The sequence below is a fragment of the uncultured Thiothrix sp. genome (assembly GCF_937873765.1).
Lineage (GTDB): Bacteria > Pseudomonadota > Gammaproteobacteria > Thiotrichales > Thiotrichaceae > Thiolinea.
The window spans coordinates 193836-209009 of sequence record NZ_CALMZC010000014.1; the positions used below are offsets into that span (position 1 = coordinate 193836).

15 protein-coding genes are annotated in these 15174 nt (G+C 45.1%); 11 read left to right on the top strand and 4 right to left on the bottom strand.

Annotated elements, in window-relative coordinates; genetic code table 11:
- Positions 1 to 52 precede the first annotated feature (52 nt).
- From Q0307_RS04175 to Q0307_RS04215, 9 genes are all read left to right on the top strand, one after another.
- Positions 53 to 457 (top strand): SCP2 sterol-binding domain-containing protein, encoded by a 405-nt coding sequence (locus Q0307_RS04175; RefSeq protein ID WP_298657000.1) that lies wholly within the window; start codon positions 53 to 55, stop codon positions 455 to 457.
- A gap of 198 nt (positions 458 to 655) precedes the next feature.
- A complete protein-coding gene (locus Q0307_RS04180; RefSeq protein ID WP_298657003.1) occupies positions 656 to 1174 on the top strand; it encodes a DUF5362 family protein in 519 nt (172 codons plus the stop codon).
- Positions 1175 to 1334: 160 nt separating this feature from the next.
- Complete coding sequence (gene gspE / locus Q0307_RS04185; RefSeq protein ID WP_298657006.1) at positions 1335 to 3056, top strand: type II secretion system ATPase GspE; 1722 nt, start codon at positions 1335 to 1337, stop codon at positions 3054 to 3056.
- Entirely contained in the window at positions 3043 to 4272 is a 1230-nt protein-coding gene (locus Q0307_RS04190; RefSeq protein WP_298657009.1) for a type II secretion system F family protein, read from the top strand. The genes gspE and Q0307_RS04190 overlap by 14 nt, the downstream gene beginning before the upstream one ends.
- Positions 4273 to 4321: 49 nt before the next feature.
- Positions 4322 to 4774, top strand: coding sequence for a type II secretion system major pseudopilin GspG (gene gspG, locus Q0307_RS04195; protein WP_298657012.1), 453 nt, complete (start codon positions 4322 to 4324; stop codon positions 4772 to 4774).
- Between the two features lie 2 nt (positions 4775 to 4776).
- Positions 4777 to 5208 (top strand): GspH/FimT family pseudopilin, encoded by a 432-nt coding sequence (locus Q0307_RS04200; RefSeq protein ID WP_298657015.1) that lies wholly within the window; start codon positions 4777 to 4779, stop codon positions 5206 to 5208.
- The gene (locus Q0307_RS04205) at positions 5186 to 5599 is read left to right on the top strand and encodes a prepilin-type N-terminal cleavage/methylation domain-containing protein (RefSeq protein WP_298657018.1); all 414 of its coding nucleotides are present in this window, start codon (positions 5186 to 5188) and stop codon (positions 5597 to 5599) included. Before Q0307_RS04200 ends, Q0307_RS04205 begins: the two co-directional genes overlap by 23 nt.
- Positions 5596 to 6234, top strand: a complete 639-nt coding sequence (locus Q0307_RS04210) for a prepilin-type N-terminal cleavage/methylation domain-containing protein (protein ID WP_298657021.1) — start codon at positions 5596 to 5598, stop codon at positions 6232 to 6234. The genes Q0307_RS04205 and Q0307_RS04210 overlap by 4 nt, the downstream gene beginning before the upstream one ends.
- A complete protein-coding gene (locus tag Q0307_RS04215) occupies positions 6218 to 7120 on the top strand; it encodes a type II secretion system protein GspK (RefSeq protein WP_298657023.1) in 903 nt (300 codons plus the stop codon). Before Q0307_RS04210 ends, Q0307_RS04215 begins: the two co-directional genes overlap by 17 nt.
- Here the strand turns inward: Q0307_RS04215 and Q0307_RS04220 are convergent.
- The 3 genes from Q0307_RS04220 to Q0307_RS04230 form a co-directional block, all read right to left on the bottom strand.
- Positions 7077 to 7994, bottom strand: a complete 918-nt coding sequence (locus Q0307_RS04220; protein ID WP_298657025.1) for a hydrogen peroxide-inducible genes activator — start codon at positions 7992 to 7994, stop codon at positions 7077 to 7079. The two genes, Q0307_RS04215 and Q0307_RS04220, sit on opposite strands and share 44 nt — an antisense overlap.
- Positions 7995 to 8016: 22 nt before the next feature.
- Positions 8017 to 9978: a 3-hydroxyacyl-CoA dehydrogenase NAD-binding domain-containing protein gene (locus Q0307_RS04225; protein WP_298657027.1), complete on the bottom strand. Its 1962-nt coding sequence runs from the start codon at positions 9976 to 9978 to the stop codon at positions 8017 to 8019.
- Positions 9979 to 10141: 163 nt separating this feature from the next.
- Positions 10142 to 10990: a YiiX/YebB-like N1pC/P60 family cysteine hydrolase gene (locus Q0307_RS04230; RefSeq protein ID WP_298657030.1), complete on the bottom strand. Its 849-nt coding sequence runs from the start codon at positions 10988 to 10990 to the stop codon at positions 10142 to 10144.
- A 433-nt stretch (positions 10991 to 11423) separates the two neighbouring features.
- Here Q0307_RS04230 and Q0307_RS04235 point away from each other — a divergent pair, with 433 nt between their 5' ends.
- Together Q0307_RS04235 and Q0307_RS04240 are read left to right on the top strand one after the other, a co-directional pair.
- A complete protein-coding gene (locus Q0307_RS04235; RefSeq protein ID WP_298657032.1) occupies positions 11424 to 12410 on the top strand; it encodes a hypothetical protein in 987 nt (328 codons plus the stop codon).
- A 3-nt stretch (positions 12411 to 12413) separates the two neighbouring features.
- Positions 12414 to 13829 carry an OmpA family protein gene (locus Q0307_RS04240; protein WP_298657035.1) on the top strand — a complete coding sequence of 472 codons (1416 nt, stop codon included), beginning with the start codon at positions 12414 to 12416 and terminating at the stop codon, positions 13827 to 13829.
- Between the two features lie 25 nt (positions 13830 to 13854).
- Here Q0307_RS04240 and argA read toward each other — a convergent pair whose 3' ends face one another.
- Complete coding sequence (gene argA, locus Q0307_RS04245; protein WP_298657038.1) at positions 13855 to 15153, bottom strand: amino-acid N-acetyltransferase; 1299 nt, start codon at positions 15151 to 15153, stop codon at positions 13855 to 13857.
- Between the last annotated feature and the right edge of the window lie 21 nt (positions 15154 to 15174).

Below are 15174 nucleotides of genomic sequence, written 5' to 3' on the forward strand. Positions count from 1 at the left end.
GCGAAGCCGTAAAGTTTATAGCCAATTTTAAGCCGTTATAGGAGGTATTGCTATGCCAGAGTTGTTTTCTGCTGAGTGGATGAATGAGTTAAAGGATCAATGGAATAGTGAGCCGGAAGTTAGTGCAAAGCTCGCTGAAATTGATTTTAACTCAGTCATTACTTGTGGTTTTAAGAATGAAGAACAGCCTCGTGGCGTGTTTATAGTTGAAAAAGGGCTTTGTATTCGTGCAGGTGCTTATGCTGGCGAAAAGCCTGATTGGGATATGCGTGCTGAGCGTAAAGATTGGCTGAAATGGGTGGAAAAAGGCCTTGGGTTAACCGGTATGGGCTTGGCCTATACCACCGGTAAGCTTAAATTTAAGACGGGTGACTACGGGGCTATGATTAAAAATCCGAAAATGGCGGGTCCCTTTGTGAAATCCTTTGGCTTGATGCAAAAGATTAAAACACAATAGCAATCTTGGGAGCTAGCACAAGCCGAGCTTGACAAAGTTTGTGCTCCTTCCCCGAAGTCTTATTCCCCTCATCTAAATAATTATCTTGTTTATAAAATATTTTGGTAGGTTTTTTCTGGCCGTTGTTCGGCTCTTGTTCACTGCATGACTGTTATTAAGCTAAGCTTAAACTTTCATTAAAAAAATCAAGGTGATTCAATGAGTGTTCAAGATGCTTATGCCCCTCCTCGTTCTGTGGTGCGTGATGTGGCGGGTGATAGTGGTTTAATGAATGAACGTGTAGTCGCATCCTTACGTAAAACCCGGCCTTGGGTTTTATTTATAGCGATTCTTGGTTTTATTGGTGCTGCTTTTACTTTGATTGCTAGCATTCCTATGTTTTTAGGTGGTGGCATGATGGGTATGAGCGGTGTGGAAGGCCTTGATGCCAACGCTGGCTTTGCTGGTACCGGTTTTATGATCGGTATGGCTGTCATGTATTTATTACTTGCAGTTATTTATTTTATTGCATCTTTATATCTACTGCGGTATGCCAATGCGATTAAAAGTGCAGTCACTGGTTTAAATGCCAGTGATCTAGAGGCGGCTTTGGAAGCTCAAGCCAGTTTTTGGAAGCTGGTAGGGATTTTATCGATTGTTTCTATCGTTTTGATGATTGTGTTCATGGTCGTTGGCTTTGGTAGTATTGCGATGATGAGTAGCAACTTCCCTCATTAATTGGTTGCTCGCTTTCCACTCAGAGAGAAACTGCTTGCATGTTTCTCTCTAATAAATAAAAATTATCAAACCTTCCAAGTTACTTGATGCTTTTTAAGTGACTGTTAGATTTACTTGCTGGTTCTGTTTTTAAAATACTAACAATAAATAAAAATTATCTATGCTAGCTACTGTTTCTAAACCAGTGCGTGTACCAGTTCTTTTTGGTGAGCGTCTAGTTCAACTTAACAAGATTAAACCGGCAGATCTGGAGCGAGCGCTGCGTGCTCAAGCTGAGATCCATCAGCCTTTAGGCAGTGTGTTAGTACGTTTAGGTTTACTCACCGAGCAAGAAGTGGCGGTAGTACTCTCACGCCACCTTGGTATCGCCTTAGCTTTAACACGTGACTATCCCACTGAACCGCTGCAAGATTTAGGCATTTCGGTAAATTACATGCGCTCAGCAGAGGTTGTACCTTTATATGAGCATGAAGGGGTACTGACGATTGCCATGTCTGACCCAGGGGATGAGTTTGCGCGTCAAGCTTTACAAATGGCTGCTGGTAAACCCATTAAACCGTTACTGGGTTTACCTTCAGAAATTCGCGCGAATATTGAGCGCTTATACAGCGCGACTGCCAAAAAAGATGAGGAAGAGTTTGAAATCAGTACCCGCGATGATGGCATGGCTGATATTGAGCACTTAAAAGATATGGCGAGTGAAGCGCCGGTCATTAAAATTGTGAACCAAATCATGGCGGAAGCGATGGCTAGACGCGCTTCCGATATTCATATTGAGCCATTTGAAACGCATTTAAAAGTTCGCTATCGCATTGATGGCGTAATTCACGAAGTGGATTCTCCGCCTGCTTCCATGACCGCAGCGGTGTTGTCACGGATTAAGTTGATGGCACGGTTGAACATTGCTGAACGCCGTCTACCACAAGATGGGCGGATTCAGTTGAAAGCCCAAGGCAAAGAGATTGATATGCGTGTCTCCACTGTGCCGACGATGCATGGGGAAAGTGTCGTGATGCGTTTGCTAGATAAAAATAGCGTGAAGTTGGAACTCAGTTCTTTAGGCTTTTCGGATGAGAACTTCTCGCGCTTACAAAAAGAATTAAATCAACCGCACGGTGTAGTTTTGGTTACTGGCCCCACTGGCTCAGGTAAAACCACCACGCTGTATGCGGCGCTAACGCAGATGAATACCACGGAGAATAAAATTCTCACGGTAGAAGATCCAGTCGAATATGAGCTAGAAGGAATTAATCAGATTCAGGCCAATCCTAAAATCGGCTTGACCTTTTCGGATGCGCTGCGCTCGATTGTGCGTCAAGACCCTGACATTATTATGATCGGGGAAATGCGGGACGTGGAAACCGCACGGATTGCGATTCAGTCAGCTTTGACGGGGCACTTGGTGCTTTCGACTATTCATACCAATGATGCAGCGAGTGGCGTGACGCGCTTATTAGATATGGGGATTGAGGATTATCTAATTACCTCAACCGTGAACTGTATTTTAGCGCAGCGTTTGGTGAGACGTTTATGTCCACAATGCCGTGAGCCACATAGTGTCTTAGCTGAAATCGAACATGAACTAGGTCTGCGCCAATATCAACGCGAGGGCGAGATGCGCTTATGGCATGCTAAAGGTTGTCGAGCTTGCGGGTTTACCGGCTATAAAGGTCGTAGTGCGATTCATGAAGTGTTAGTAATGGATGATCCGATTCGCCGCCTCGTGCTCAAGCATGAGGATGCTGGGGTGATTCAAGAGCAAGCGCGTAAATCCGGCATGCGTACCATGTACGAAGATGGTTTGCTGAAAGCGCTGAAAGGCGTGACGACTTTAGAAGAAGTCTTACGTGTCGCGGAGGAAACTCCAAATGCCGCTGTTTGAATATAAAGCTTTAAGTTCTGCAGGTGCGAATCAAACAGGCACGATGGAGGCGAATAATGAGGCTCAAGTCCTTGAACGGATTCATGCTCAAGGTTTGCTACCTTTACAAGTCAAACCGGCTGGTATGGGTAGTACAAACTCAGAAACAACAGGTAAGAAAAAGCCAAGCTTATTTTCTAGTAAAAAGGTTAGCCAAGCCGACATTATCGCTTTTACCCAACAACTTGCTTCCATGCTGAATGCGGGTTTGCCCTTAGATCGCGCTTTGAGTATCCAATTAGAGTTGATTGAACAGCCGGGCATGAGTGCTTTAGTGCGTAGCCTGCAAGAGCGTGTGCGTAGTGGGGTGCATTTTGCCGATGCTTTGGAAGAAACCCATAAGTTCTCACGCTTCTATGTGAATATGATCCGCGCCGGTGAGGCGAGTGGTTCAATTGGGGATGCACTAGCGCGGCTAGTGGAGTATATGCTGCGCGCGAAAGAACTCCGTGGAACAGTCATTTCTGCCTTAATTTACCCGAGTATTTTATTTGTTGTAGCTATTGTCTCAATCATTGCCTTGCTTTTATTCGTAGTGCCTCAGTTTTCGCAAATGTTCGAGGATATGGGAGCGGATTTACCCGCTTTGACTAAGGTGGTGATGGCTGCGGGCGAGGTGCTTAAAGTCTACTGGTGGGCTTTGCTAGGTGGATTTTTATTCACTCTGATTCTTTTGCAATATCTATTCACTAATGAGCAAGCGCGGTTGTGGTTAGATCGTTCCATGTTAGGTTGGCCGATAGTCGGTGACTTAGTGGGTAAAGTGGAGATGGCTCGTTTTTCGCGCGGCTTAGGCACTTTACTGCACAATGGTGTGCCTTTGCTGGGTTCACTACAGATTGTTAAAAATACCATGAGCAATCGAGTCATGGCTAAGTCAGTGGGTGAGGCAGCCGATAGTCTGAAGCAAGGTGAAAGCCTGACGCGGACTTTAATGGGTAAGCGGGTGTTTCCGGCTTATGCATTACATATGCTGCGCGTGGGTGAAGAGACGGGGCAAATGGAGCAGTTGCTCAATGAAGTGGCTAATATTTATGACACTGAAGTCCGTAATGCAGTACAACGTATGTTGTCCTTACTGGAGCCTATTTTAATTCTCATTATGGCCGTGGCTATTTTACTGATTATTGGGGCGATTCTGATTCCGATGATTAGTATGGCCGATTTAGTTCAATAAGCCTTTGCATAACAAATCGATAATTAATAACAACAAGGAGCTTGTTAGCATGTTGCAGTCATCTAAGGTGTATTCATTGAAGCGCCGTTTGCGTGGTTTTAGTTTGATCGAATTAATGATTGTTTTAGTCATTTTAGGCTTGATCGCAGGGATTGTTGGTCCGCAAGCCATGAAGTATTTAGGGCGTGGTAAAAGCCAATCCGCCAAAGTACAGATTGAAAACATTAGTGCTGCTTTAGATATGTATCGTTTAGAAGTTGGCAACTATCCGACAAGTTCCGAAGGTTTAAAAGCTTTAGTCGAATCACCTTCAGGTGTTAAAGGCTGGAACGGACCTTATTTAAAGAAAGGTGTGCCACAAGATCCTTGGAATAACGAATACCAATACAAACGTCCGGGAAGTAATAATCAACCTTATGATCTCTTATCGTTCGGTGCTGATAATGCAGCGGGTGGAGAAGGGGATGATGCTGATATTTCCTTGTGGGTGAAAAAGAATTAATCATGCGCCAATCACGGGGCTTCAGTTTAATTGAGGTCATGTTAGTGCTGGTGGTTGCAGCCCTGATGATGGGCGTGGTCGCTAGCTCCTTAACTGAAGGTCCTGTATTGCGCAAAGCTGCTCGTGAAGTAGCTACTAGCATGCGTCAAGCTCGCAGTGTCGCTATCTTACAGCGCAAAGAAATGGTATGGACGATGGATATTAGCAGCCGCTATTTTGGCTTAGCGGCTAATAAAATTGAGCAACGGTCTTTACATACCAGTATCGAAGCTAAAATCAATACCGCTAAAACGGAAGTGGTGTCTGCTACTCAAGGCAATATTCGTTTTTATCCAGATGGTAGTTCTACGGGTGGCTCGGTTGAGCTGACAGCACGTGGGCAAACCTTCAAGGTCAATGTGGAGTGGATCAGTGGGCGTATCAGTCTGCTTTAAGCCCCAGCAGCAAGGTTTTACCTTACTCGAAATCATGGTGGCGTTCGTGATCACAGGCTTAGTGGTAGGTAGTTTACTGAATTTATTTGGCTCTGCGATGCAAAGTGCCGCTTTAGCGGATGAATACAGTTTTGCAGTACAAGTCGCTGAATCACGGATGGAGGCGATTGGCAGTGAAATCAAAGTCGAAAAAAATACCGTAACTGGACAAGAAGAGGGTACACCTTATCAGTGGGCGATTAATATGCAGCCAATTAAACTTGATGATAAACAAGACGAGTTTTCGCTCTCGATTGAACCTTATCAAGTCACAGTAGTGGTAAGTTGGAAGAGTGAAGGTAAACAGCGTCAATTCACGCTATCGTCCCTGCGGTTTGGGGAAAAATCGTGAGCTTAAAGCCAAAACAGCAAAGCGGTTTTACCTTGCTGGAAATGATGGTGGCTTTTAGTTTACTAGCTTTGTTATTTCTTGCTTTGTTTTCGAGCTTCCACACCATTGGTCGTGGTTGGGAGGCAGCGGATCGTAAACTACTCAAAACCGAAGATACGCGCTTAATTAGCGAGTTTCTACGTAATCAACTCAGCCAAACTATTGTGGTACAAATTAAAGGTGAAAAAGGTTCTGTCTATGCTTTTGAAGGTACGGATCAGTATGTGCGCTATGCAGCCCCCTTGCAGCCTTTACAGCATCAAGGTGGTATCTATTTGATTGAGTTATCGGTGGATCGAGCTGGGAAAGAACGTCAGTTAGAAATGCGCTATGCCCCTTATCGTCCAGATATGAGCTGGGATGATGCCTTCAAAGGGGTCGAGCCGGTGTTGGTCTATAGTGGTTTAGGTTTAGTGCATTTTGATTATTATGCCGCTGAATCGGATAAAGATGATCCGCGTTGGCAAGCGGAATGGGTCGATAAGCCCGTTTATCCGTTGCTCATGCGCGTCATGATTGAAGGGAAAGATCATCAAGTTTGGCCGCAGCTCATTGTCGATTTACCTCAAGTAGATGAATATGTGGGCGCTAGTTAAGACTCAGGCTAAGCAGCGTGGGGTAGCGCTTATGATGGTGCTATGGATGATCATGGTGATGATGACCATGGCAGGTACGCTGATTTATGCCGTAAAAACTGAAACCCAATTAGTGAGCTATGCACGCGCTACGGCTCAAGCTCGCAGTTTTGCTGAAGCAGCGGCACATTATACGGTGATGCAATTATTTCTACCGGTGGATAAGCGCCAAATTAAATTAGGGGGCAGTCCTGCGACGTGGACCCGTGATGGTTACGGGGTAGAAATTCGTGTGATTGGGGAAAATGGCTTAATCGATATTAATCAAGCAAACCGTGTCTTATTGCAAAAAGTTTTAAAAGAATTAGGAATTATCGATCAAGAAGCGGAAACAATATTGGATGCGATTGAAGATTTTCGTGACCCAGATGATTTAGAGCATACCAATGGTGCTGAAGATGATGATTATAAAACCGCTGGTTTAGAGTATGGATCGAAAGATGCGCCCTTTGAACGAATTGAAGAGCTACAACAAGTCTTAGGTGTGACGCCACTGATGTATCAAGGTTTAGTACGCTATTTATCAGTGAATGCGCGCAGTAATGGAGTGAATCCCATGTTAGCACCGCGTCATGTGTTATTAATTTTAGCGGATGGTGATCAAGCTGCCGTTGATGAGTATATTCGTAAGCGCGAGGAAGCTGAGGGTGCTTGGGTGCAGCCGCCTTTTGGTGGAGGTTTATTAGATCATACTGAGCAACCGGTTTATCGGTTACAATTAAAGATTAAGGCTTTAGAGAGTGAAACCGCTTATTTTGAGGAACAGGCAATTCGTTTACTGCCGGGGCATAATCCGCCTTTTATTACGTATTTTCGGGTACAACAGCCACTATCTTCGCAGTTCTAATGGCTTCACCTAATTGTAAAAACTCTTGTTCTCGTGCACTACCACGTCGCCATGCTAAACCAACCTCTCGATAACTTTCTTCACGAATCGGCCAAAGTTTGACGGTAGTACCTGCTAGTAAAGGTGAGCCAATCACCATTTCAGGTAAATAAGAAATGCCCAAATCAGCATCTAGCATTTGGACTAAAGTTAATAGACTACTAGCAGCAAAACGGCTTATTTTCTCAATGTCCTGCAAATGACAAGCTGACAGCGCATGATCGCGTAAACAATGACCATCCTCTAAAAGTAGTACGGTTTCTGGTTCTAGATTTTCAATATCATAGCTAGTCGGATTAAGGTGCTGGGTATCTTCGCGACAAGCTAAATAGAAGCGATCACGGAATAAGGGTTGTACCTCTGTATTTCTTAAAGCATAGGGTAATGCCAGAATAATTAAATCTAGCTCACCCTCCATCAGCTTTTCATAAATGCGTTGGGTAATATCTTCCGTTAAATATAGTTTAAGGCGGGGAAAATCAGCACGTAGTTTTGGCAAAATCTCGGGGAGTAAGAAAGGCGCAATGGTAGGAATCACGCCAATTCTTAATTCACCCGTTAAGGGTTGTTGATTGCTGCGGGCGAGTTCAACTAAACCTTCAATATCGCGTAAACAGCGACGTGCTTCAATCGCGAGTTGGCGTCCAATATGGGTAACAGTTACATTTTTATTAGTACGATCAACGAGTTGTACTTCAAGTGTTGATTCTAGCTCGCGAATAGCAGTACTAAAAGCAGATTGGGATACAAAACAAGCCTCAGCAGCACGTCCAAAATGACCGTAAGTTTCTAGAGCTACAAAATAACGGAGTTGTTTAACCGTAGGCAGATTCATGCCTGTTCCTCAGTGTAGTTCTTTATTTACGACTGCTGCGCGTGTATTGCAGCGGCCCCCCTCGAAAAGCCGGAAAGCCAGCACCGAAAACTATAGCGGCATCTAATAGCTCAGGGTCTTCAATAATACCTTGTTCTAAACACAAAGCAGCTTCTTCCGACATTTGATTAACTAATTTATCTTGTAAAGCGGCCGTATTTCCAGTCCATTGCGCCCGCTCTGGCTTGAGCCTACGCCCATGGCGATAACGATAAAAGCCGGTACCCTTTTTTCGACCTAATTTACCCGCTTTGACCATATCGACTAATAAATCGGGCACTAATAAGGGACTAGTTTTAGCCAGAGTTTCGCCTAATTGCCGACAATAATCTAGCCCTAAAACGTCAGCCCATTCTAAAGGACCTAAAGGCATACCAAAATCTTGCCCGGCCTTATCAATCACTGTGGTTGGTACATTCTGCTGATGTAGGCGTATACCTTGCATAATATAAGTCAGTAAAATGCGATTGACTAATAATCCAGGGGTAGTGTGAATAGGTAAAGGTAGTTTATTTAACTGTTTAACAAAAGCACAAGCTTGTGCAATTACACGGTCTGTGGTCTTGTCACCTAAATGAACGATTTCCACCAATTCGTGTTGAGTAATTGGGTAAAGAAAATGTAGACCAATTAAGCGATTAGGCTTTAAGAGAACAGCAGCTAAACGTTCTAAGGGCAAAATTGATGAAGTCGTAGCTAAGAGCGCATCCGGGCGAGCATTTTCCTCTAAACGGGCTAACAATTCTTGTTTGTGTACTAATTTATCGGCAGTTGCTTCAATCACTATATCCGCTAGGGCAATACCACTGCCTTCGTGATCGACATGAATACGTTCTGTAGCGGCCTTCAGTTTAGCGGAATCTTTATAAACGTAAGCACTAAAAATGGTGCGAATTTTATCCAGCGCACAATTCAAAGTTTCAGGATTGGATTCTTGGATACTGACGTTTAACCCTAATAAACCACACCAAGCCGCAAGTTCCGACCCAACCTGTCCAGCTCCAATGATATGTACATTTGAGTAAATGTCCGCATTCAGAGGAGCGAAAGCTTTGAGTCGTGTTTTTAGTCTTGCCAACCGCAATAGGTTTTGAGTAGTAGGGGTATCGACTAGTTGTTTAAATGTACCTATTTCAGCAGCTTGCAAGTTAGCTAAAGCACTGCCATGTTGTTGCCATAAGTTTATTAAGCGCGCACCTGCAGGATAATGCTCAATATCTTGTGTTTTAGCTAATTTACGCTGCTGCTGATTATTTATAAGCACACGCATAGGTAGTGCTTCCAATAAGCTTACACTGAAAGGCTGGTTAGTTTTAGTAGGTTGACCCGCGATGTAACGTAAACTAAGCAGATGAATTTGCTCAGGCGTAGCGGCGGCATCAATTAGTTGTTTTTGTAAAGCTTCCTCAGTATTTAGCACCATACTTTGAGTAAGAAAATCTAAAGCTGCCCTAACCCCCATACGTTGCAAAGCACGTGACATTCCGCCCCAAATAGGATGAAGACCTTGACTGACTTCGGGAAAGCTAAAACTAGTACTCTGATACAGAGTACCGATGCAATAATGACAGGCTAAAGCCAATGAAAGACCAGCACCCGCGCATTCACCTTCAATCATGGCCAAACTGACGATAGCCGAGGACTTAAGCTGTTCGCAAAATTGCTGACCAGATTTTAGAAGGTTTGTGAGTACTGTGGAGTCTAAGTTAGTTTCTAACAGACTTAAGTCTAGTCCTGAGCAAAAAACGTGAGGGCGAGTCGAATATAAAATCAGCGCACGCGCTCCCAAGGCTTGAGCTACTTTATAAGCTTGTTGGAGTTCAGCCAAGACTTCAGGTGTGAGTAAATTGTGTGTAGAGTTTTTTACTGCTAAACCAATCCAAAACACATGTTGTTCACGACGGATGGCGAGATGTTGGAAATCGTTAGAGGTAGAACTAAGCAAGCCTCACTCCATCTAACTGTATAATAAAGCCCATTTTTAGTCCCTATCAGCGTACTTAGCGATCTATTTTTCCGAATAATTCTACTGCAAAATACGTTTATTTGTCAGCAAACTGTACATATAAAACAATTTTTACGCAAAATACTGCCTAAAAATAGGTAGTTTAGGCACTAGGCAGTAATTGACTACTGCTTGCCGTCTCGGATGTAACTGGTGCTAAACCAGAATGCTGCCAAGGCAAACGCCGATAAGCAGGTTGATCACTAAAGTGCCAAGCTGGATATTTAATAACTTCAAAATAAGGTGAGTAATCGAAATCACTGGGAATAAATAAACGGAAGTCACGTTCTTCTAAACTTACTGGATGCTCTGATTGATTATTATGAATTACCGGTAAAATCGGATAATGCACATGTTGAAAACAACGCGCAATCATGCTGGAACAAATAATGTGGGTGGGTTGACCGGCATTATGTTGAAACAAAGATGAGCGCCAGCGTCTAGGCAAGATGCCATAAGGGAACAAAAAGCGTGCTAAATCCATCAACTGTTGAACATCATAACCCATCCCCAAATGCTCAATAGCAACATTCACTACTATATCCGCATCACGCCAATCCAAGCCTGAGGGACGACAAATGCGTAGATGCTCTTCTCGATAAGCGCTGAGAGGATTAGCTACTGTGCCATAACCCAGTAGCGATTCAACCACTAATTTATCATTCGGGCTGCCAGCATAATGAGTTTGGAGTTTTTCACGGACTTGAGGATCACGAATATCATTGATGCGCCCTACATACAGAGCAGCATGCGTCCAAGGTGAAAGTGTCACCATTTGAATGACTTTGCTAACCCGTGTTTGTCCCGCAAATAGCAACACATCGCCTGGACGTACTTCATGTTCGAGGAAGTCGAAATTGCAATAAGCGCTGCCCTGCGAATCGGCAGGTGGAACAGCATTTAGCCAATTAATCCCTTTATCCCACAGCCATTGCCGTGTTGCTTTGAACATGACTCTCTCCTTCTGTGTATAACAGGTAGCAGTGCAGTTCAAAAGCTAACCGGAACGAAGCAAAGCTTCGGAGCGGAGCATCTTAGTGCCCCTGTAATACTTATCGCTAATTAGAGTACTAGCAGTTTTACATGATTCATTAATTTAGATCAATTGCACCGAAACCTACTATGTTTTTTGACAATTGGTCATAACTAGTTTGGTGAACTGGAGAGTAAATCAAGCCATTGCTCTGAGAAGTTGAACTCATAGGTTTAGGTTTGCTTAAATGTAATTTTGGTACTATATTGGTTTTTAAAAAGCTTGAAAAAAGTGTTAGTAAGCACATTACTACTGGTGCATAAAAGCCAAACTAGAATGGCTAGTTAGCGCATCTCAAGCCGGCAATGATACCTTGAGTCGTTGTCTCACCCAGTAAATTGGAGTCAGATTGATGCAAACCCGCTATCTATTTTTATTACTTGCTTTGTTTTTGCCTGGTTATATGGCGCCACTTGCAAATACCTTTGATGAGTCCGCGCACATCAGTATCCGCGAAATGGGAAAGCGTATTGCTACCCTAGAAGCTATGCTAGAAAAACAGGGCGATGTGATTCGGATCAAAGCTCCTTTTGAGGTTATCGACAAGGCTGGCAATTTGATAATGCGCGTCAATAATAATGGGACTCTTACAGCGCTGACCCTATCCTCACAGGAAAAAAAGAATACTGTAGCAATAGCAACCGGTGTACTAGGTAGCCGTATCTTGCTGACAAACGATTCCAATTCAGCACTGCTCGAAGCCAATAATGATGGCAGCCATGTAGCAGTTACAAACGCCGATGTGAGCGCATTACTGGGGTCAGGAGATGATGGGCGGGATGGGCTGGTGATCCAGACCCCAGGTGTTGCACCAATAGCTCAGGAAAATCCAGATACGGGTGGCAACCAAAGTGCTGCTGGTGGGCAGATGGGTGCAGAAATTTCTACACAAACTGGCAAAAAGTTGGCATTACGCTTATATGACGACAAGGGCACTATGATTGTTTCTGCGGGAAGTAATCCAGCAGCAGCGGGTTCTGGGACGGTGCGCATTGCAAATACCAAGGGAGAAACGGTTGCCTTCATGGGAACAACTTTGGAAGGCGAGCATGGTGCTGTTGGGGTGGCAAAAGCGGGTAAGGATGTTGCTGCCATATTCTCAGAGCCACGCATGATTGCTGTGTATAGCGAAACAGGTGCGCCATTGGCTACGATGGGAAAAAGTGATAAATCCGAAGGGGGCAACCTGACTGCTCGTTCCCCGACAGGAGATGGTGTGTTCAGTGCCGGATTCAACAGTGTTGAGGGTGGTGGAGATGCTTGTGTGTATCGTGCCAAAAAACAGAGTCAATTTTGTTTGGGGATCGGTGTACCCAGCATGGGTGCTATAGGACGCTAAAGCATGAGTACCAAGCCTGTTACGCTCCTGCTTTTCCTCACCTTCAGTAGTAATTGTATGGCTGCAACCACTCCTAGCATTCCGCTATGCCCCGGTTTGAACATCGTCACCGCTATTAACCAAAGCAGTGGAGATTATGAATCCATCAAACGCATTACTGCTGTGGATGATGCTGGTATCACCCTGCATTATTCCAGTGAACACGAAGTTGTTGACCCCTTCAGCGACAAGCCGCCGGAACTGATCAACACTAACGTGACCCGCAGGGTATTGCGTGAAGACCAGCAAAAAGCAGCTTACTATCTGGCGGTTTTCAGCCCGATTCTGCCGGAAGCCGTGCCGAACAGCGTGGCTATCAGTCTGACTGACGACAACTACATCCGTTTGAAAACCACGGGCAAAGCAGAAGTTTCCATCGTCACCACACTCAATTACAGCACTACCCCAGAAAATGTGCTTGATCCTGAGTCGCCCTATCGCTGGTGGTTTGCACCCTCCGTATACGCACTGGAATTGGCGGATAAAACTCCCGTCCCCTTCCCAGTTTTGTTGAATGGCAAACCGGCGGAATTACCCGCCTTACAGGTCAAGGGTGTATTTGGCACAGAACAAGCCGAGTTTTTTGTACTGGATGACCCCGATAACCCATTGATATTAAAGTTCCGTCTGGGGTTTGGCGCAGATGAGGCCTTGAAAGCCAAGTTTGCCGACGACCCGGTGATGAGCAAAATGTTGGAAGAAATCGCCGCAACCTCGCCCGCACCTTCAGAACGGGATCGCCTACAAGTGACACAGATTACCTTTGACTGCCACCGCAGCGATGACCTGCCAATAGCCACCAATACGGACAAGCCGCTGGACATATTTGGCGAATTCGACACTGATGCCGAACCTTTCCCCACCGGTAGCGGCGGCGCAGCCAATGTTAGTAGCTTAGGCGCTGGTAATGGCAACGGTGGTGGCAGTGCAGGTACGGGCTCAATAGGCGGCGGCACAGGTAGCCTGAGCCTTGGTCAAGGTGCTGGCGGCGTGGGGAGTGGCAACAAAGCTGCTGAACTGGAAAAAGCCCTGCAAGAAGGCGAGAAAGTCGACATCTACGACATCTTTTTCAGCTTTAACAGTGCCACCTTGCGCCCGGAATCGGATGAAACCCTAAGTACCATCGCCAAGCTGCTTAACAAACACTCTGACTGGAAACTCGCCATCGGCGGGCACACCGACAATATTGCCAGCGACAGTTTCAACCTTGATCTCTCCAACCGGCGTGCCGCAGCGGTCAAAATCGCTTTGGTGGAACGCTTTAAGATTGCTGATAACCGTTTGAGTACTCAAGGCTATGGCGAAGCTAGCCCACGCGACACCAATGAAACTCTTGAAGGTCGTGCGCGTAACCGTCGGGTAGAGTTGATGAAGCAATAAGGCTGTTAATCAACTAGATCAACCCTTAAAGTGTTTTAAACAGCACCTTTGAATTGCGCTTATGATTATAGACCTGCTTTTTATTCTCCGGTAAATCCGCAATATCGGCATCCACAAAGCCGCGCTCTCTAAACCAGTCAGTCGTTTGGGTGGTGAGCACCAGTAATTTTTGTTTCTGCTGAAGCTTGGCGAGCTGCGTAATAGCCTGTAATAAACGGTCGCCACGATTGGCCGTCCGATAATGTGGATCAACCGCTAAACAGGCCAATTCGCCCACCTTAGGATCAGCCGTATCATATAAAGCCGCACAGCCAATAATTTTCTGATCACGCACAAAGACTTGGAAGCGATTCACCTCTAATTCTAATTGCTCCCGCGAACGCTTAACCAGAATACCGGCTTGCTCCATCGGGCGAATCACATCCAGAATTCCACTAATATCATCGACACCTGCCGCGCGAATTGTTTCATATGCATCCGCAGAGATCATACAGCCGATCCCGTCTCGAGTATAAAGTTCAGTCAGCAAAATTCCATCAACATTCGCATCTAATAAATGCACTCGACCGACCTTATGTTTAAGAGCTGCAATGATTTGTGGCAGCATATCGTGTTGATCGACGTAAGCTTCAGCTTCTTCAATCGTTAAGTTATTAGGCAGATCAAACGAAGTCTCGTCTAATAACATGACTTTGTCAGCTTCAAGGGCTTGTGCTGCTTCAATCGCCAGTTGTTCATAACGCAAATTATAGGCTTCTCCGGTCGGTGAATAGCCTAAAGGGGAGAGCAGTACAATATGGCGATTTTCTAATTGCTGACGAATAAAATTATGCCGAATCCGTCGGATTTGCCCGCTATAGCCATAATCAACGCCATCAAGCACACCAATTGGGCGGGCAGTGACAAAATTGCCAGAAATTACTCCGGGACCAATATTGCCGACTCCGGGTTGAGCGAGCATATAGGTAAGTGCATTTTCGATGGTAATCCGTGCGGCTCCACAGGCTTCTTGAGCGGCTTGTAAAGCTTCTCGATCCGTAATGCGCAGGCCATTATGAAAGTGAATAGGGTGATCTAATTGCTCTAAGCGCCGATCAATTTGTGGGCGTGTGCCATGGACAAGTACAATCTTCGCACCCAAAGCCGCAATAATAGCGATATCTTGCAAAATACGCCGGAAGTTCGCTTGCCCTAATACTTCACCCGGGAAGGCTATCACAAAGATTTTGTCGCGATGCTTATGAATATAGGGGCTAGCCTCACGGAAAAATTCCACACTATTGCAATCAACAGGGTTAGAACCGGATTTATGAGTGTTAGACATGATCATTCCTAATTAGCGGAG